This window comes from Geobacter sp. OR-1 (assembly GCF_000813145.1).
Classification (GTDB): domain Bacteria; phylum Desulfobacterota; class Desulfuromonadia; order Geobacterales; family DSM-12255; genus Geoanaerobacter.
On record NZ_BAZF01000020.1, the window covers coordinates 47,708 to 66,992 of the forward strand.

Sequence of the window (19,285 nt, forward strand, 5' to 3'; positions counted from 1 at the left end):
CACTGAATCAAATAACCTATGAAACACCTTATATTAGGCACTGCAGGACATATTGATCACGGCAAGAGCTCTCTGATCAAGGCGCTTACCGGAATTGACACCGACCGGCTGCCGGAGGAAAAAGCGCGGGGGATCACTATCGAGCTCGGCTTCGCCCACCTGGAGATCCCGGGTCGTTGTCATTTCGGCATTGTCGATGTGCCAGGTCACGAGCGGTTCGTTCGCACTATGGTGGCAGGGGTCGGCGGCATCGACATGGTGATGCTCGTCATTGCGGCGGACGAAGGGGTCATGCCCCAAACCCGGGAGCATCTGGATATCTGCCAGTTACTGGGGGTCAAAAACGGAATCGTGGCCCTGACCAAAAGTGACCTGGTAGAAAAAGAATGGCTGGCCCTGGTCAGGGAAGAGGTAAAGGAGTTTCTGTCAGGCAGTTTCCTCGAAAACGCGCCGATAATCCCTGTCTCGGCCCGGACCGGCGCCGGGCTGGAAGATCTGGTTGCCGAACTCGGCAGGCTCGCCGTGGTCACCGACCAGAAGAGAGCGGACGGTCCGTTCCGTCTCCCCGTCGACCGGGTCATCACAGTTCCAGGCTTCGGCACTGTCGTAACCGGGACCATGCTGTCCGGCAAGATAGCGACGAACGACGAGGTAGAGATTCTGCCACGCGGTTTGCACGCCAGGGTACGGGGAGTTCAGACCCACGGCGCCGGACGCGATCAAGGGAGTGCCGGTGAGCGGCTGGCTCTCAATCTCCAGGGTGTGGGCCACGATGAGGTCAGGCGCGGCGATGTGGTCGTCCCCCGGGGGGCGTTTCGTACCACCGGGCTTGTCGATGTCCGGCTCGAACTTCTCAAATCGGCCCCGCGCAAGCTGAAACACCGGGCGCGGCTCCGCTTCCATGCCGCAACCTACGAAATCGCTGCGAGCGTGGTTCTGTTCAACCGCAGCCAACTCGAACCGGGCGAATCCGACTTTGCCCAGCTCCGGCTGTCGCAGCCGGTAGTGCTGCAAAACGGCGACACATTCGTTCTCCGCAGTTCTTCTCCGGCAATAACGGTTGGTGGGGGGAGGATTCTGGACCCCTTCCCGCCGCCGAGGCGCCGCAGGACCGGCGAAGCAGTACAGTTGCTGGAAGCGGTCGCGGCGGTGGACGAAGCGGCTACCGTCAGCGGGATGGTAGCAAGCAACGTACTGTCCGGTATCTCCTTCTCCGACCTCACCCAAAGGACCGGTTATGCCCCCAAGCGGCTGGAATCGGTCCTGACCCCGCTTCTGGCTTCCGGCGATATTATCCAGGTCTGCCGGGAACCGAAAATCTATCTGAGCCGCACCGGATTCTCGTCGCTCTGCCAGGTACTCGCAGAAGAGCTGGCCGCTTTCTTCAGCCAAAACCCGTTAAAAGACGCTATGAGCAAAGAAGAATTGAAGTCGCGGTTTCCGGCGCGGAGCGACCAGCGTTTTTTCTCTTACTGTATCAGCGCGCTCGAAAAAAGCGGAACGCTCGTCATCGACCGGGAACTGGTCAAGCCGTTACAGCGGCAAGACCGGGTTGCAGCCGCCCAACAGGATATGGAGCAACGGATCGAAAGCAAACTGGCAAGCCATGGGAGCGAACCACCTTCGATAAAGGAACTGGCAGTTTTCTTCGACCTGCCGGAAAAATCCGCACTGGAACTCCTGAACCGGCTGGCCCGTAGCGGCAGGGCAGTGAAGGTCAAGAGCGACCTGTTCTATCCCCCTGCGCCACTGGCCGCCATCAGGGACAAAGTCGTCGCGCTTCTTGAGCAGCAATCTGAGATGTCGCCTGCCGATTTCAGGGAGGTTACTGGGCTCTCGCGCAAATACATGATCCCGCTGCTTGAATACTTTGACGAGCAGAAACTTACCATCCGGTCCGGCGACAAGCGACGGCTGCGCAGGAGCAGCATTTGAGCCGCATCGGCACTGTCAATCCCCCGGGGAGTTGCATAATCCCTGATCTCGTTTAGACTTCTCATGAGCTAAACTACGAGCCTTTCCGGCCATTGCGGGAAGCCGGCAGAATTTGCTCACTGCTAAATATCATCCTCATCGGGAGATCTATCTATGTACGCACTTGACAATGTGGGGAGAAACACCATCGCCATGGTGCTCGCCGGAGGCAAAGGGGAACGTCTCAGTCCCCTCACGCTGAGACGGGCAAAACCTAGCGTCGCCTTTGGCGGCAAATACAAGATCATCGATTTCGTGCTCTCCAACCTTTTCAACTCCGGGATCAAGAAGGTCTACATCCTGACTCAGTACCGCGCCTTCTCCCTCAACAAGCATATCCGCGAATCATGGGGGAAATGGACCGGCCTCGGAGAATTCTTCGTTGCCATCTCTCCCGAGACCAAAAGCGAACGGGAGGAGTGGTTCAAAGGGACTGCCGACGCCATCCTGCAGTACCTCCGGTTCGTGGAGACTTCGGATGCGGATTTCGTGGCGATCTTCGGCGGCGATCATATCTACAAGATGGATGTCACCCAGATGATCAACTATCACCGGATGAACCGGGCCGACATCACCATTGCCGCGCTGGAAGTGCCGAAGGAAGAGGCAAACCGGTTCGGGGTCTTCTCGGTGGACGACGACTACAGGGTGATCGGGTTCACGGAAAAACCGCAAGATCCAGAGACAATACCGGGCAGGGAAACCTGCTTCGCCTCCATGGGCAACTATATCTTTTCGACCAAGAAGCTGATCGAGGTGCTGCAGGAGGGAAAGAAGCACTACGAGGACCTGGACTTCGGCAAGCATGTGATCCCGATGATGCTGGAAAACGGCGACCGGATATTCGCCTACAACTTCAACGACAACGTAATACCGGGGATGAAGGCCGAGGAACGGGGGTACTGGAAAGACGTGGGGACCATCGACTCTTACTACGAGGCCAACATGGACCTGATCCACGTGTCGCCGCAGCTGAACCTCTACAACTACAAATGGCCGATCCTGACCAACCAGGGGAACCTGCCGCCGGCCAAGACCGTTTTCGACGACAACGACCGCCGAGGGGTGAACATCGACTCCTATGTCTGCGCCGGCTGCATCACCAGCGGCAGCACCGTGCGCAAGTCGATTCTCGGGCCGCTTTGCAAGGTCAACAGCTACAGCCTGGTCGAAGATTCCATACTGTTCGAGAATGTCACGGTCGGCCGCCACACCAAGATCAAAAAGGCGATAATCGACAAGAACGTCGTGATTCCGGATAATTCTACCATCGGCTATGACCTTGAAGCAGACCGCGCCATGGGTTACACGATCACCGAATCCGGGATCGTGGTGGTGCCGAGAAAAGAAAAATAGCGGTACCGGTTACAACCGTTCCAGGATCTTCAGCAGATGCGGCACCATCTGCTTCTTTCGGGACATGACCCCCTTCAGCTCATACAGATGCGGTTCCAGCTGAGGATACCGCATTTCATGGGCAATCCGCGTGTGGCCTTCCACCAGGAACAGGGTCGTTTCCGAAACAATGTCGGTGACCATCAAACCGGCGATAAAGAGGTTGTCCCGCTGCTTAATCGCTGCTAGACATGCCAGCAGCTCCTCCTTCATCACCGCGAACTCGTCAAATCCGACTACCTCAACCTGGCCGACACCGATTCTCTTGTCGCTGTGGGTAAAATGCTTGAAATCGGCCGCGACCACCTTTTGCGGTGTCCCGTAATGCTTGAGGGAACTGCAGGCGGCAAATATCTCTCTCCCGAAATCTGCGGCATTCATACCACTGATGGTTGCCAGCCATTCTGCCGTGGAGCGGTCGGTCCCGGTCGTGGTCGGTGACTTGAGAATTACCGTGTCCGAGAGTATCCCGCTGAGCAGCAGCGCGGCAATTCGCTGTTCCGGCTCAATGCCCGACTCGCGGTAACGTGCGGCAATCAGGGTGCAGGTGCTGCCGACCGGTGCGGTAATGAACGCAATGGGAGTAAGCGAGGGGTTGTTCCCCAGCTTGTGGTGGTCGATGACCTCGTAAATTTCCACCGATTCGGCGCCCGGGACTGCCTGACCGGTTTCGTTATGGTCCACCAGGATCAGACCGTAAGGGATGGCAGCCAACAGCGACGACTTTGTCGCCACTCCGGCCAGGGTTCCGTCATCCTCGGTCACGAACAGGGCCGCTTCTCCGGACTTCAACAGCTTCTGTCGCAGATGTGACAACGGCTCGCCGATGCCGATAGTAGTAAAAGATTGATCTGCAACCTGGGATACGGGTGTCGAAAGCCTGGCCAACCAGGCCGCAGTAGCCGTATCGTGCGGGGTCAGCATGACCCTGACACCGTTTGCCACTGCCATGGCGAGGATATCCTCGTCAGGGGCATGGCCGCCGGTCACCACCAGGAGCCCTACTCCTCTCTCTATGGCAGCCTGCTGGATAGTCCGCCGGTTGCCGGTCATGATCATAAGGCTGGCCGGTTCATACTCGGCTATCCGGCCGGAAAACGACTCCTCCCGCATGGCACCGATGAACAGGTTGAAGGTCTCGATACCCTCGTCAGCAGGGGAAAGGGGCACTCCGGACGACAGGGTCCGTGCCAGGGCGGCGAGGCTCGTTCTGATCTCGCGCTGGCGTTCGGCACAGGGGAGCAGATAGGTCTCGGAAAGACGCAGCAGGGACAGGGACCCGGACGGTTTCCCCTGGTTGTCCAGTACCGGCATAATGCGAACACCGCTGGCATGAAAACTCTCCAGCGCCTCGTACGCCGTAGAATCTTTGGTGAGCGTCACCGGCTGCCTGTTGACCACATCGCCCACTTTCGGGGTGAACATCGGCCAGGAAGAGCGGCTCGGCAATGCCGAGCCGTTCCAGGATGTAGCGAGTCTGGGGATTCGGTTCCCCGGCCATGGCGGCAATGACATGCGAGGCGCCGAGCCTCGTTTTTCAGCTCGGCGTACGCAATGGCAGAGGCAACGGAATCGGTGTCCGGATTGCGGTGGCCGATGACATAAATGGTCTTTTCCAATCGAGATCCCCCGTCAGGTGCTGTAATCGCCAAGCTACGCTCAACAGCATCATGTGTAAATTGCAGAGTCTCTAAATCTTATCGCCCTTCAGGTCATCCGCAAATAACTTTGTTGCCCCACGCGAGGCGCAGAAATCGCCGCACATGGTGCAGGTAGCCTCGTCTTCCGGAATCCGGCTGGCGCGTACCGATCTGGCATCTTCAGGATAAAGGGCCAGTTCGAACTGCTTCTCCCAATCCAGATTCCGGCGCGCCTTGGACATTTCCAGGTCCCGCATCCGCCCCTTTTCCGGGTATTTGTTCATATCGCCAATGTAGGTGGCGATTTTTGCGGCCTTCACCCCCTGTCGGACATCGTCTTCATTGGGGAGGGCAAGGTGTTCGGCCGGTGTGATGTAGCAGATCAGGTCGGCACCGAAACGGCTTGACTGGGCCGCGCCAATGGCGGCGGTGATATGGTCGAAACCAGGCGCCACATCTGTTGAGATCGGCCCCAGCATGTAATACGGCGCTCCGCCGCTCATCCGTTTCTGCAGCTGGATGTTACCCTCCACCTCGTCCAGCGGCACATGCCCCGGCCCTTCGACGAGCATCTGACACCCCATCTCCCGGCCTTCCTCCGCGAGCTCGCAGTTGATGAGCAGTTCCTGGATCTGCGCCCGGTCGCTGGAGTCGTGGATCGCCCCGGCCCGGAGGCCGTTGCCTAAGGAGAGCACAGTGTCGTATTTTTTCAAGATCCCTACCACCCGGTCGAATTTCTCATAGAGCGGGTTTTCGCGGCCATTGGCCAGCATCCAGGCAACCATGGAAACCCCGCCTTTGGAAACCAGGCCGCCGTAACGGTACCCCTGTTTACGCAGCCGCTCGATGGTGTAGAGGTTTATGCCGCAATGCACCGCCATGAACGCCATGCCGTCAGCGCACTGCTTTTCGATCAGGTCGAACAGCATCTCCTCGTCCAGCCTGTTGGGATCGCCGTATTTCCGTGCTGCCTCGCAAAATGCCTGATACAGCGGCACATTACCCACCGGCAGATCAACGGCAGCGATCACCTCCCGCCGTACTCGGTCCAGGTCTCCCCCTACGGACAGCTCCATCAGCGTATCGGCGCCGGACTCCGCGGCAGCCAACGCCTTTTTCACCTCCGCCTCATAGTCGATGATGTCAGACGAAGTCCCGATGGAAGCATTCACCTTGGTTCTAAGCCCCTTACCGATCCCGACCGGCTTCGGTTTGCGGATGTGGTTCCAGGGTATGACGATCTTTCCTTCGGCAACCATCTGCCGGACGTACTCGGAAGAAAGCTGTTCCTCAAATGCTACGGTTTCAATCTGTGGTGTGACAATCCCCTTGCGCGCTGCCTCAATCTGGGTAAGCATCCGAATCTCCTGACCTCATGGATTCAACCGGGTGCCGGAAACAACAACGCCCCTGCCGTTTAGACAGGGGCGCGAATGCCGCAGATGGAAATACCGGGCTTCGGCCCCTCTTTCCACGGAAGGTCCATTGAAGCATCGGTTTGGCAGGTCTCCTGGCTCCAGGGTCATCTTACTCGCCGCGCCTTCCCAGATTAACCCAGTGGCATAAAGCGGCTTTCATCGCCTGTTACAGTTGCGGGACAGCGAGGGATTCCCACCCTCTTCCCTATTATCCGCGCCTTGATGAGGCACGGCACCAATCCGTCTGGCAAGCAGTTGTGGCATGAGTTTTATCAGCCATAGCGGTAAATGTCCAGAGATTTGATCTTGTGATACAGGCGTATTTAAAGCATAAATTCTGTCCCGTTGACTTGATAGAACCCTAAAGTCTTTTATAATTTTCTCAAAATATGCGGGGTATTCTGCGAGGTCAAAGGATGGGCATTACCTTATCGTATCAAGAATATCAAAACCTGGTAGAACAGGCTCCAATACTCATCTGGAGGGCCAATAGGGAAGCTCTCTGTGACTATTTCAATGAATGTTGGCTCTCTTTCAGGGGTCGCACTCTGGAGCAGGAGTACGGTAATGGTTGGGCTGAGGGTGTCCACCCTGACGACTTTGCTCGTTGCTTGAAAATATATCTTGATAATTTCAATGCCAGGAAAATTTTTGAGATGGAATACCGGCTCATGAGGCATGATGGTGTCTATCGGTGGATATTTGACAGAGGAGTTCCTTTTACCAATGAACACGGTGAATTTGCCGGATACATCGGCAGTTGTGTGGATGTTACGGAACGAGTTGAGGCGCAGGAGGCATTGAAGCAGAGATTAGAGCAGGAAATAAAGATTTTAAAAGGTATTATACCGATTTGTAGTTGTTGCAAAAGAATCCGCAATGATGAACAGATTTGGCAACAAATTGAAGCATACATCTCAGAGCATTCTGATGCCCTCTTCAGTCATGGCTTGTGCCCCACCTGCTTTGAAATAGAAATGAAAAGCATCGAGAAGATGAAGCCTAATCAGTAACTTACTTTCAAACTGTCTACTTGACAGGGAAGCTTACGTAATCAAACAAATTCTGAATTTGGGCATCTTTGCTATACTGAACTTGGTAACAAGGCATATCCAGATTCAGGGTGGGGTCTTCAAACCACATCTCTTTTAGCTTCTAGAGCGGAGGGAAATATTCCACCGTTACGACTTATGCAAACTACAAAAAGTGCCTCCATTTTCGTAAGCTCTTTGTATTTGCACTAATTGTCGGAAAAGTTTACATTTTGGCGTTTGAGACAAATATCCCGGCAAATCTGAATATATGGTATGGAACGTAAATTTCATAGGCAGTTTGCAAATTTATATTTAAATATTACCAAAACTCTGTCGGAGAAATTTACATAATTGCGGATTTAATTGAGATCGAATCAAAAGGCATTAAGAGTGCTATTGCACTAAATCTGTTTTTAAATAATGTATAACTTCAACACGGTAACCCCTCAAAATGTAAGCATATACTGTTATTCCCCGATCCTCTTCTCCGACCGATAGTGCATTTCCTTAATGAAATATTCGCATAATCACCCCGTCATATATTTGTCGAGCTTCTTGACACTTCTCATTGACATTCTGACCGCCTATTTTCACCATTGAAAAAATGCAACAAATATGCGCTGTTACCGCAAAGACCTCATTTGGTATTATATTTGAATTTAAGTTAAAAATAATTATTCCACTTATTACTAAACAACTAATCAAGAGAAGACCATCACTATGTGTTAAAGAAAGGAACAGCCATGTGCGCAATGAACGTAAAACAGAACAAAGAAGAGTTATACACAGAAATGAATGATGACTATCGCATTTTAAAGACTTTGAACCACCTTGTAGGGAAGACAATCAAAATAAAAAGTATTAAGCAATTGCAGTACAAAGTGTTTCCAGAGCGGAATTTTATAGTTCTTTCACACGCCGAGTTACAGATTAATAAACTTCTGCATTCTCAAAAGCTGAAATCTGAACATAGTTTGTCTACTAATACATTACAGTCATTTTTGAAGAGAAACGGCGCTCAGGCAGTAGATCCGGCTGGTAAGCCTATATCTCAACGGCCTTTACGTTCCGACTTACGCTCCGACTTACAATCCGAAGTTAAAATGGTTATTTACCCATGGTACGCACCCAAGACCGAGTTTGTCTGGCAGCAGAATTCAAGAGGCTTTTGGAAAAAGATGCGATCCGCCGAACTCACTACAGAGGAGCTAATGTACTGCTCTCCTGCGGCATGAACTTGCTTAGCGGTATCAAGAAAGAATGAAGCCGAAAGAAATTTAGACTCAACTGCTCTTCGCCCCTATGTCAACTCCCGGCATAGGGGCTTTCTGATATCCGCCAGCTGTCGTTATCTTCTACTACTGTGTTAACCTACATCCCCTTGAGCTTCCAGAGCGCTATATGATAGCATTCGGTGACTAATGGGCCTCCATTTCGGAAGCCATTTCACATTTCTATTGAGCGTCGAAAAACTTTACATGCTTGATATTCAGTGTAGGCTAAAATTAAATTATCCAGCATTATCAACCCGTTAACTTTTGGCGCCTCCATTGCATGCAATAAAGAATCTTATATTAATTGTCAGTGATCGAATTGCAAAATAGTTGGAGGTATTTTAAATGAAAAATTTGACTGCATTACTGTCAGGAATCATGATGAAGTCGCTCAATTGTTTGCTGGTTGCAAGTCTTTTCTTAGCCGGCATGGTGGGAACATCTTTTGCGACTCCAACACAATGGACCACAAGTGCAGGTGGCAATGGTCATTGGTACGACGTTGTCATCAGCTCTTTGTCATGGACAGACGCGAGAGATGCCGCAGTAGCTGCTGCAGCGAACCCAGCAAGTCCCGATGATTTTTCACACCTTGCAACCATTACCTCTGCCGGAGAGCAAGGGTTTGTCGCGTCCTTGGTTGCACCCTATACGACTCCAGGCGATGGCGGATTCAAGCTTGGAGGCTTCCAGCCTTCTGGTTCGCCAGAGCCCGGCGGGGGATGGCAGTGGGTGACGGGTGAGGCTTGGAGTTTCACAAGCTGGGGAAGTGGTGAGCCCAATAACGTGAACGGTGGTGAGGGATATCTTTATATGGACGAAAGATATGGTTGGAAATGGAATGACTATGTGGTTGGTGATGCCTACTACAATCCTAAGGGGTATATTGTTGAATATGAAACCGCCCCGGTTCCCGAGCCATCTACCCTGCTTCTCCTCGGTGGCAGCCTTGCTGGTTTAGCTTTCTGGAGAAGAAAGAAAACCATGTAAAATCTTCTGACACATAGCTACGCGAAAGGGCTTCCGAAAATGGTGGCCTTTTTTCATTGATGTCGGTCGTCAATAGTGGGCACCAATTTATTGTGGACACAGATTGTCTCAAGTAGCCTCTTACGATTGATAGAATTTCTGTTCAAACACAACCGGTGAAAGATAGCCAAGTCGAGCCTGTTTTCTTTGCCGGTTGTAGAATACCTCAATGTACTCCCATATTTCCTGAATTGCCTCATTCCTGGTTGCAAATCGCCTGTGGTGAACCATTTCTGTCTGCAGGGTTCACCAAAGACTGGACCAGGTTCCTGATCATTTCTCACCATGGCATCACCAACAATCTCACTGGTGGAAATGTCTTTATGGCCGGCACGACATAACCAGCCTTCACCGGTGGAGATACATGTAATGTCGCTTACCCAGACCTTGTTGAGGGCACTTGCCGTAAACTTTTGATCAAGGTGGCCGCCACCGAGATTATGCTTCGAGTTTGTGGTTGCCATGTATCTCTTCTTCTGCTTGCACCGATTCCGTGTTTTTTCTTGATCCGTATTATCTGGAGAACTCCAACTTCACTGCTTCTTCTCGCAACTCTTTCGTGTACCGCCTGTTTGGAACCTTTTTCATCCTAACACCTCCATCTGTATTTTTTACCAGATTTTGGTGCCAACTTCTTCCAGCCGACATCCCTGCGGTGGCGGCCGGGTTATCAGCGCATAAAAAAACGGGTCTCCAATTCAGGAGGCCCTTTTCCGGACAGTCGGGTTTCTTTACAGTTTACTTCTTGGCTCTGCGGCGGCTGTAAAGGCCAAGACCAGCAAGACCAGCGCCGAGAAGCATGATGGTACCCGGTTCAGGAACGGGAGCAGCACCAATAGCCATGTTATCGGCCTCGAATGCATAATTTGTACTTGTCATGGTTATTGAATCAAATTTTTCTGTGCCAAAATCAAAATTTACATACCTGTTGGTGCCAGGAGCGAATTGATCGCCATTGGCAAGATTACCAGCAGCCAGATCAAAGCCAGTTACTTTTTTAACGAGATTACCATCGAGTGTAAATTCAAAAGAATTATACCCATCCATGGATCCCCACCAAATACCGAAATAGTTGTAATCGGCGCCAAAGTCTGTAACCGTTGCTGAAAGTGGATTTGTTTGCACATTTTTTGGCACAGAGATATATTTCGTTGCATCCTTAATATCTGATACGCCATTATTATATGCAGGTGCAGAATAAAGCCCTGACTCGCTTCCACTAACAATCTGATAATTACCTGACCAACTCCATTTTAATGACGCATTGTCGAATGTTTCAACAGTTACGGACGCATATGGGGTCGTGTATCCCCCGTCACCCAAATTGTTGCTATAGGTAATTGTTAAAGCACTTGCAGTCCCTGCTGCTAACATCAATATCGCCCCTGCCAATAATGCCGCCATCTTTTTCATTGTAATTTCTCCTCTAGCTTAGATGCGATGCTTAATCGCCGATATCAATCATTTCGCCTCAATAATGCAATTCAGGCGCCAAATGAGAAAGCAAAGTAAAAACAGGTAAATACAATCAATACAGGGGCAATGGAAAGAAGAAGTGTAAAGTTTATTGACAGAGGAAAGTAGAAATAGGGATGGGTTAATAGCTGCATTGGAACCGATATCGTCGATAAAGATATTAGCGCCGACAGCAACTCACTGTAATAACAGATGAAAATTGTGCATTCATCATTTATTTCAGCAGCATCGCATTAAATCAACATGTAAAGTTCTCCGACACGCAACCGTAGGAGCATTGCCGAAGCCGTCATAAAACAAACTGATCAGCCATATTGGCCGACAGGAGAAATTCACCTCCTACGGAACCGACATCTCTTTCAACAATAATCAACCTACATCCCCTTCAGTTTCCAGAGCGCCATTGCTCCGAACACCAGGAACATGACCCCTGCGGTGCGGTGGATCCAACAGGGCGGGATGAAGCGGACCAGCTGCTTGCCGGCAAATATTCCCAGTAGCGACACCAGCCACAACGCCAGCGTGGATCCGGCAAAGACCTGCCCCATCCCGGCCAGGCTTTCGGAGTGCTGGGCAGCCTGGCTGGCGGTCACCAGCTGGGTCTTGTCACCCAGCTCGGCCATGAAGATCATGATGAAGGCGGTGCGGGCGGCAGTTGCCGCTGTGGGGGGCGGACCGGCATCGTCATCTTCGCTGTCGCAGGCATGGCGCAGGGTGCTGTACCCGAAATAGAGGAACAGCAGCCCTGAAACCAGCGTCACCCAGAAGATCGGCAACAGCAGAAACAGCACCTTGCCGACCAGGACGGCCGCCAGGTTGAGCACCACAAAGGCGGCCGCGATACCGACGAATATCCGCTGCCATGGATAGCGCAGCGCCAGGGCCATGGCAGCCAGCTGGGTCTTGTCCCCCAGTTCGGCCAGAAAGATCAACCCAAAGGTACTAAAAAATATCGCACTGTCCATTCCAGCTCCCCTGTTTATTCGCTGCTCCTGCTTTCGTCCCCTTCGTCATCGCCGGTCATAGGGGACTGAAACGCTCTGCGCCCTTTTTTTCTTGATATACCGGTAAATAAGGTAACCGATCCCGGCCAGAAGGACAATTTCAAACAGTCCGATGCCTCCGCCGCCAGTGGCGCCGGCGCCAGCAAAACCGAGGCTGCTGAACAGCATCCCGCCCAGTAGTCCACCCATCATACCTCCGGCCATGCTCCGCATGAAGCCGCCCCCGGCTTGCTGCTGAAAGGGGCCTGGCGCAGGCGCATACTGCTGCCGCGACTGGGTTGGTTGCGAGTAAGTGCTGGTTGGCCTTGAATAGCTGCGAGAGCCACGGCTCCCCATGGAGCGGCTCCCTCCGGCCCTGGCGTCAGCGTTGTACTCCAGTACGGTGATACTCAGAAACAGAACAGCAGCCAGTACCGCGAAGGCTTTGACAAAGTATCTCTTCATTTTATTACTCCTGTATGTTGCTTCTCCGGCAAGGCCGGGTTGTCACCTTTCGGTGGAATGTTCCAGATGCGGTTGGTGGAGCTTTACCGGCGTGCCCCGGCGCATCCGGAGGTTCAGCATTTCAACCATCACCGAGAAAGCCATGGCGAAATAGATATACCCCTTGGGGATATGCATGTCGAGGCTGTCGCCGATCAGCGCCACGCCGATCAGGAGCAGAAAGCTCAGGGCAAGCATCTTGACGGTCGGATGCCTCTCGACAAAGGCGCTGATCTTCCCCGAGAAGAGCATCATGAAGCCGACGGCAATCACAACCGCGGCGATCATGACGGCCAGCTGATTGGCCATTCCCAGAGCGGTAATGATGGAATCAAGCGAAAACACGACATCCAGCAGGAGAATCTGCACGATGACCGCGCCAAAGGTTGCCCCGACCCTTACTGAGGCGATCTCTTCCTCTCCTTCGAGCTTTTCATGGATCTCCATGGTGCTTTTCCAGATCAGGAACAGCCCGCCGGAGAGCAGGATTAGATCGCGCCCCGATATCTCATTGCCGAGCACTGTGAACAGCGGTGCGGTAAGCCCCATAAGCCAGGTAAGCGAGAACAGCAGCGCGACACGGATAAACATCGCCAGCCCCAGCCCGACCAGTCGCGCTTTTTCCTGTTGCGCAACAGGCAGCTTCCCCGCCTGAATCGATATAAAAATGATATTGTCGATGCCGAGGACGATTTCCAGGGCGGTCAGGGTAACCAGCGCCAGCCATACCTGCGGGTCGGTAAGCCATGACATTTGTTAATTCCCCCTCCGGTAAGCCATATTTTCCAGCCGCGCGATCCGCTCCTCCATCGGCGGGTGAGTAGAGAACAGCTGCAGGAGCGAGCCGCCTGTGAGCGGGTTGACGATGAACATGTGGGCCGACGCGGGACGCGCCTCAACCATTGGTATCATCTGGCTGGCGTTGTACAGCTTGCGCAGGGCATTTGCCAGGGCCAGCGGCCGGCCGCAGATCCTGGCGCCGGTCTCGTCGGCCAAGTACTCGCGTGAACGGGAGACCGCCATCTGGATCAGCATCGCTGCGATCGGGGCGATGATCGCCATAGCCAGGGAACCGACCAGCCCGCCACCCCCCTCATCGTCGTCGCGCCCCGCGCCGAACATGGCGCCCCACTGGAGCATGTTGCCGAGCATCGAGATTGCTCCGGCAAAGGTGGCGGCAATGGTGCTGATCAGGATATCGCGGTTCCCCACATGCGCAAGCTCATGGGCCATTACCCCTTCGAGCTCTTCAAGGGACAAAATCCGCAGAATACCGTCGGTAGCGGCGACAGCGGCATGTTCGGGATTGCGGCCGGTGGCAAAGGCGTTCGGGCTCTCGGAAGGGATGATGTAAACCTTCGGCATCGGCAGCCCCGCCTGGGTGGCCAATCTCCGCACCATGCCGAAGAATGCCGGATTGTCATGTTCATTGATCTCCTGCGCGCCATACATCTTCAGCACGATCTTGTCGGAAAACCAGTAGGAAAAGAAATTCATGGCCAAGGCCATGAAAAAGGCGAAGACCATGCCGGTCTTGCCGCCGATGGCGCTCCCCATGAGCACCATCAACACGGTTAACAGCGAGAGAAGCAGGGTTGTCTTGAGTCTGTTCATTGTTTACCTCCGACGTACTTGGTTGTTGCGGGGGCAATAAAAAAGACCTTTACCCCCGGCTATTGCCTGGATAAAGGTCTTGTTGACAGGTATCTGCCCCGGTCCCGGGTCTTGCGACCGTCTTGACGGAAACCGGGTCGGTCATTTCTCCGACCGATAACTACTCCCCTTTTCGTGGTGAATATATAGAGCCACGGGCAGTTTGTCAAGGGTGATTTATCCGGTCCAATTGACAAAGAGGTCAAGTCGGATAGACTTTTTTGCGGCGGATTCTCCTGTTCCTCCATATTTTTCTGGCATTTCCCCTGTATTACAGTATAAGTAAAATTATTTATTATGGCTAAAGGAGGGGGTTCAATGAACATCCACGAGTATCAGGCCAAGGAGATTCTGAACGGCTACGGAATCCCGGTGCCGCGGGGAAGGGTTGCCCTGACCTCGGACCAGGTGGAACGTGCGGCCAAGGAGTTCGGCGGGCGCTGCGTCATAAAGGCGCAGATCTACGCCGGCGGACGCGGCAAGGCCGGCGGAGTCAAGCTGGTTCACCATCCCGAGCAGGCTCAGGATTTTGGGAAAGAGCTGTTCGGCAAACGACTCGTCACTCCCCAGACCGGGCCGGACGGGCTTAAGGTTCGCCGGATACTGGTCGAGGAAGCAGTGGAAATCGCCCGCGAGTTCTATCTTTCCATCACCCTGGACCGCAATACATCTCGCTACAGCCTCATTGCCTCCGCTGAGGGCGGTGTCGAGATCGAAGAGGTCGCCAAAAAGAGCCCAGAGAAGATTCATGTCCTGCCGATCGATCCGTTCACCGGGCTGCGCCCCTATCAGGCACGCAAAATCGCGCTGGCGCTGGGGCTCACCGGAGCAGTGTGCGAAGACTGCGTTGAGCTGATCCAGAACCTGTATCGATGCTGTCTGGAAAAAGACTGTTCCCTGGTGGAGATAAACCCGCTGACTGTGACCAAGGCCGGTTGGTTGCTCGCTATGGACGCCAAGATCAATTTCGACGACAACGCCATGTTCCGGCACCGCGAATACCCGGACATGATGGACTACTCGCAGCTGGACCCGCTCGAAATAAACGCCGGCAAGTACGACCTCTCGTACATAAAACTGAACGGCAACATCGGCTGCATGGTCAACGGCGCCGGGCTGGCCATGGCCACGCTCGACGTTCTGAAGGAGTTCGGCGGCGAACCGGCAAACTTCCTGGACGTCGGCGGCGGGTCGACCCGCGAAAAAGTAGCCGAGGCGTTCAAGATCATCCTGGAAGACAGCGACGTAAAAGGGGTGTTCGTCAACATCTTCGGCGGCATCATGCGGTGCGACGTCATCGCCCAGGGGATCATCGAGGCCGCTTCCGAAGTAAAATGCACCCTGCCGATTGTCGTCCGGATGGACGGCAGCAAGGTTGAGGAGGGGAAACAGCTCCTGGCTGAATCCGGGCTCAATGTCCAGACTGCCGACAACCTCGGTGACGGGGCACAGCGAATCGTTTCAATGCTTGGCTAACACAAACAAAATCACCATAAGAGGAATCAGACATGGCAATTCTGATCAATAAAGACTCAAAGGTTCTTGTCCAGGGGATCACCGGCAGGAGCGGTCTCTTTCACACCCAGCAGTGCCGTGATTACGGTACGCACATTGTTGCCGGGGTAACGCCGGGAAGAGGCGGCATCCACATCGAGGGGATTCCGGTCTTCAATACCGTGGCCGAAGCGGTTCACTATACCGGCGCTTCGGTTTCCATGATATTTGTCCCGCCCCCGGGTGCGGCTGATGCCATCCTGGAGGCTTGCGACGCCGAGCTGGAACTGGCTGTGTGCATAACGGAAGGGATACCGGTGCGTGACATGGTGCTCGCCCGTAGGATCCAGCGGGAAAGCAAGACCCGCCTCATCGGCCCCAACTGTCCGGGCATAATTACACCAGGTCAATGCAAGCTCGGCATCATGCCCGGCTATATCCACAAGCCGGGCAAAATCGGCATAGTCTCGCGCAGCGGCACCCTTACCTATGAAGCGGTCAAGCAGGTTACCGACGCCGGTCTGGGGCAGTCAACCTGTGTCGGCATCGGCGGCGACCCGATCATCGGCATGAATTTCATCGATGTCCTGAAGATGTTCAACGAGGACCCGGATACCGAAGCGGTCATGATGATCGGCGAGATCGGCGGCGGTGCCGAAGAGGATGCCGCCAACTGGATCAAGGAGAACATGAAGAAGCCGGTGGCGGCATTCATTGCCGGGGTCACTGCCCCTCCGGGCAAGAGAATGGGACATGCGGGCGCCATAATCACCGGCGGCAAGGGAAAGGCGGAGGACAAGATCCGTACCTTGCAGGATTGCGGCGTAACAGTGGCCACCAGCCCGACCAAGATGGGGGATGCAGTGCTGGAAGCGCTCAATGCCAAGCGGAAGAAAAAGTAGCACTTTCAGCCAATAAATAGACCTGATTTTGCATTTGACAAAGGGAGAGTCATAACCTATTCTACCCAGACAATTTAATAACTTGCCGGAGTCGAATTCGGGATTTCCGAATCGGTCTTTGGCAGCCAGCTTATCAAGAGTGGTGGAGGGACAGGCCCTGCGAAACCACAGCAACCGGTCCGGAAACGGGCGCCAGGTGCTAATTCCTAGAGATGAGCCGGGTGCTGACAAATGATAAACCAAAAGCCCCTGCTCATTTATGCAGGGGCTTTTTTTATGCCGTACGGAACCGTCACAGAGCAATCCATAACCTTTGATACCGATATCCGACTGGAGAGCGGTCGAATTCTCGGGCCGATCACGCTTGTCTATGAGATGTACGGCGAACTGAACGCCGACCGCTCCAATGCCATACTCGTCACCCACGCCTGGACCGGTAACGCTCATCTGGCCGGACGGTATTCGGAAGAAGAGCCGAAGCCGGGGTGGTGGGACGCAATCGTCGGTTCCGGCTGCCTGCTGGACACCGACCGGTACTGCGTTATCTGCTCCAATGTCATCGGCTCCTGTTATGGTTCCACCGGCCCCACTTCAATAAACCCCAAGACCGGCAAACGCTATAACCTCTCGTTCCCGGTGATTACCGTCCGCGACATGGTGAGGGCGCAGCAGTTACTTATCGATCACCTGGGTATCAAGCGATTGTTCACAGTGCTCGGCGGCAGCATGGGGGGGATGCAGGCCCTGGAATGGGCAACCCAGTACCCGGACAGGATAGCGAGCGCCGTTGTCTTGGCCACCTCCCCCCGCCCTTCGGCACAGGCGATATCGCTCAATGCCGTGGCAAGATGGGCCATATTCAACGATCCAACCTGGAAAAAGGGGGAGTACAAGAAGAACCCCAAGGACGGCCTGGCGCTGGCCCGCGGCATCGGGCACATCACCTTCCTGTCCGATGAATCGATGACCGCCAAGTTCGGCCGGCGTTTCTCCGCCAAAGACGGGCTCTTCGACTTCTTCGGCCAGTACGAGGTGGAGCGCTACCTCAACTACAACGGTTACGGCTTTGTCGACCGGTTCGACGCCAACTCCTTCCTGTACCTGGCCAAGGCGTTGGACCTCTACGATGTTGCCTGGGGGCGCGAGTCACTGGAAGAGGCGTTTGAACCGGTGCAGGCGCCGATCCAGTTCTTTGCCTTCACCTCTGACTGGCTCTACCCGCCGGCCCAGACCGAAGAGATGGTCACCGCCCTGAAAACACTTAACAAGCCGGTTGAATACCATCTCATCAACTCCCCCTACGGCCATGACGCCTTTCTCCTGGAGCACGAGACCTTCGCACCCCAGGTTCGGGAGTTCTTGTCAAGACTGGGTTGAGTCAGAGTTCGCCCTTCGTAAGGCCTGTTCGTACAGCCGCAGATATGCCAAAGCCTCCTGCTCCGGCGAGTGGTTTTCCTCTGCCATCCGCCGTCCAGCCATCCCCAGCCTGCAGCGCAAAATCGGGTCGGTAAGCAGCAGTTCCGCCTTAACAGCGAGCTCAGATACATCGCGGTACAGAAAGCCGTTCACCCCCTCTTTCACCAGTGACCGGTTCCCCTCGACATCCGAGGCCAGCAGCGGCCGCCCCCATGCCATGCCTTCCAGCAGTGAGTTGGCCATCCCCCCTTCGAAGCGTGAACTGTTCAGCACCACTGCTGCGTTACGATACAGTTCCCCCATCTCCTGATGATCCACCACTCCCAGGTATTCGGCAAACGGGAAGTCAGGCAGCATGTCAAAAAGCTGCGCAGCATACTCCTGATCCAACACCGGCCCGGCCAACCGTAAACGGAGTTCAGGATGCAGCTCATGAAGTTCCGCCAGAGTCGGTAACACTGAGATCAGATCCTTGACTGGCCTGATCCCTGCCGGCAGGAGAAAGACGATTTCATCTCCGGGTTGACCGGCGGCAAGTTTATGAGTTAGTTCCGGAAGCTCGACACCCTGCGGGATTACGGTCATCCGTTGCGCAATAGACGGCTGCTCGGCACCAAGCCGGGCAGCTACGACCTCATGGAAAGCAACAACTGCCGAAGCCGAAGTAAGATTGGCCAGGGTCTCGTCATGCCGGCGGTCTGCCATGGCTTCATAGATATCAGAGCCGGTGAGGGTAATGATGAACGGCATCCTGCCCTGTGTGTTGATTGCCCGGGCAATGCTCCCCCCCAGATAGCCGTGAAAGGCATGGCTCAGATCAAAACGCCCGGCAATGACTGATGAAACGACCCGATCAGTGCTTGCTTCATCGAGGGAGAAGACGCTCAGGTCGCACCCCTGTTGCCGCAGGTACTTTTCCAGCCGCAACACAGTTACCGCATTTCCTCTGACACCCTCCCGGTAACAGGGGGTGATCAAGGCAACCCGCATGACCGTTCTCCTCCAAGAGCCATAGCATGGGCACAACTAAGACAGGGCAAGGGCAATCTCCTTGTTGACAGCGCTGATTCGTGATATTCTCCGGCCATTCTTT

16 protein-coding genes, 1 pseudogene and 2 riboswitches are annotated in these 19,285 nt (G+C 54.1%); of the genes and pseudogenes, 8 read left to right on the forward strand and 9 right to left on the reverse strand.

The genetic code is table 11. From position 1 onward, the window contains the following. Nucleotides 1-18 precede the first annotated feature (18 nt). A complete protein-coding gene (gene selB / locus OR1_RS16885; RefSeq protein WP_041973380.1) occupies nt 19-1,935 on the forward strand; it encodes a selenocysteine-specific translation elongation factor in 1,917 nt (638 codons plus the stop codon). A gap of 153 nt (nt 1,936-2,088) precedes the next feature. Next, complete coding sequence (gene glgC, locus OR1_RS16890; protein WP_041973382.1) at nt 2,089-3,330, forward strand: glucose-1-phosphate adenylyltransferase; 1,242 nt, start codon at nt 2,089-2,091, stop codon at nt 3,328-3,330. 9 nt (nt 3,331-3,339) lie between these two features. Here glgC and OR1_RS16895 read toward each other — a convergent pair whose 3' ends face one another. Together OR1_RS16895 and OR1_RS16900 are read right to left on the reverse strand one after the other, a co-directional pair. Further along, the gene (locus tag OR1_RS16895; RefSeq protein WP_370543369.1) at nt 3,340-4,884 is read right to left on the reverse strand and encodes a putative manganese-dependent inorganic diphosphatase; all 1,545 of its coding nucleotides are present in this window, start codon (nt 4,882-4,884) and stop codon (nt 3,340-3,342) included. Between the two features lie 175 nt (nt 4,885-5,059). Continuing rightward, nucleotides 5,060-6,367, reverse strand: a complete 1,308-nt coding sequence (locus OR1_RS16900; RefSeq protein ID WP_041973385.1) for a 5-hydroxybenzimidazole synthase BzaF — start codon at nt 6,365-6,367, stop codon at nt 5,060-5,062. Between the two features lie 124 nt (nt 6,368-6,491). Further along, a riboswitch (cobalamin riboswitch) is annotated at nt 6,492-6,682 on the reverse strand. 161 nt (nt 6,683-6,843) lie between these two features. Here OR1_RS16900 and OR1_RS16905 point away from each other — a divergent pair. The 3 genes from OR1_RS16905 to OR1_RS22895 all read left to right on the forward strand — a co-directional run bounded on the left by OR1_RS16905 (nt 6,844) and on the right by OR1_RS22895 (nt 9,725). After that, nucleotides 6,844-7,440 carry a PAS domain-containing protein gene (locus OR1_RS16905; RefSeq protein WP_041973389.1) on the forward strand — a complete coding sequence of 199 codons (597 nt, stop codon included), beginning with the start codon at nt 6,844-6,846 and terminating at the stop codon, nt 7,438-7,440. 773 nt (nt 7,441-8,213) lie between these two features. Next, nucleotides 8,214-8,696, forward strand: a complete 483-nt coding sequence (locus OR1_RS16910; protein WP_152609946.1) for a hypothetical protein — start codon at nt 8,214-8,216, stop codon at nt 8,694-8,696. Between the two features lie 384 nt (nt 8,697-9,080). Next, a complete protein-coding gene (locus tag OR1_RS22895) occupies nt 9,081-9,725 on the forward strand; it encodes a PEP-CTERM sorting domain-containing protein (RefSeq protein WP_041973393.1) in 645 nt (214 codons plus the stop codon). Nucleotides 9,726-9,845: 120 nt separating this feature from the next. Here OR1_RS22895 and OR1_RS23335 read toward each other — a convergent pair whose 3' ends face one another. The 6 genes and pseudogenes from OR1_RS23335 to htpX form a co-directional block, all read right to left on the reverse strand. Next, nucleotides 9,846-9,995: an IS3 family transposase gene (locus OR1_RS23335; protein WP_082003010.1), complete on the reverse strand. Its 150-nt coding sequence runs from the start codon at nt 9,993-9,995 to the stop codon at nt 9,846-9,848. Between the two features lie 507 nt (nt 9,996-10,502). After that, nucleotides 10,503-11,177: a PEP-CTERM sorting domain-containing protein gene (locus OR1_RS16925; RefSeq protein WP_041973395.1), complete on the reverse strand. Its 675-nt coding sequence runs from the start codon at nt 11,175-11,177 to the stop codon at nt 10,503-10,505. Nucleotides 11,178-11,614: 437 nt separating this feature from the next. Beyond that, on the reverse strand, nt 11,615-12,205 hold the full coding sequence (locus OR1_RS16930) for a TMEM165/GDT1 family protein (protein WP_041973398.1): 591 nt from the start codon (nt 12,203-12,205) through the stop codon (nt 11,615-11,617). 63 nt (nt 12,206-12,268) lie between these two features. Continuing rightward, nucleotides 12,269-12,688, reverse strand: a pseudogene (locus tag OR1_RS16935) (Tim44 domain-containing protein); the annotation flags it as partial. A 42-nt stretch (nt 12,689-12,730) separates the two neighbouring features. After that, entirely contained in the window at nt 12,731-13,480 is a 750-nt protein-coding gene (locus OR1_RS16940; protein ID WP_041973400.1) for a TerC family protein, read from the reverse strand. 3 nt (nt 13,481-13,483) lie between these two features. After that, nucleotides 13,484-14,341: a zinc metalloprotease HtpX gene (gene htpX / locus OR1_RS16945; RefSeq protein ID WP_041973402.1), complete on the reverse strand. Its 858-nt coding sequence runs from the start codon at nt 14,339-14,341 to the stop codon at nt 13,484-13,486. Nucleotides 14,342-14,698: 357 nt separating this feature from the next. On the opposite strand from htpX, the gene sucC reads away from it, so the two are divergent. From sucC to OR1_RS16960, 3 genes are all read left to right on the forward strand, one after another. Beyond that, nucleotides 14,699-15,856 carry an ADP-forming succinate--CoA ligase subunit beta gene (sucC, locus tag OR1_RS16950; RefSeq protein ID WP_041973405.1) on the forward strand — a complete coding sequence of 386 codons (1,158 nt, stop codon included), beginning with the start codon at nt 14,699-14,701 and terminating at the stop codon, nt 15,854-15,856. Between the two features lie 32 nt (nt 15,857-15,888). Next, nucleotides 15,889-16,776 carry a succinate--CoA ligase subunit alpha gene (sucD, locus tag OR1_RS16955; protein WP_041973408.1) on the forward strand — a complete coding sequence of 296 codons (888 nt, stop codon included), beginning with the start codon at nt 15,889-15,891 and terminating at the stop codon, nt 16,774-16,776. A gap of 127 nt (nt 16,777-16,903) precedes the next feature. Then, nucleotides 16,904-16,995: riboswitch (SAM riboswitch) on the forward strand. A 57-nt stretch (nt 16,996-17,052) separates the two neighbouring features. Continuing rightward, nucleotides 17,053-18,153, forward strand: coding sequence for a homoserine O-acetyltransferase (locus OR1_RS16960; protein WP_041973449.1), 1,101 nt, complete (start codon nt 17,053-17,055; stop codon nt 18,151-18,153). Here OR1_RS16960 and OR1_RS16965 read toward each other — a convergent pair. Next, nucleotides 18,139-19,182: a glycosyltransferase gene (locus OR1_RS16965; protein ID WP_041973411.1), complete on the reverse strand. Its 1,044-nt coding sequence runs from the start codon at nt 19,180-19,182 to the stop codon at nt 18,139-18,141. The genes OR1_RS16960 and OR1_RS16965 overlap by 15 nt on opposite strands. Nucleotides 19,183-19,285 lie beyond the last annotated feature (103 nt).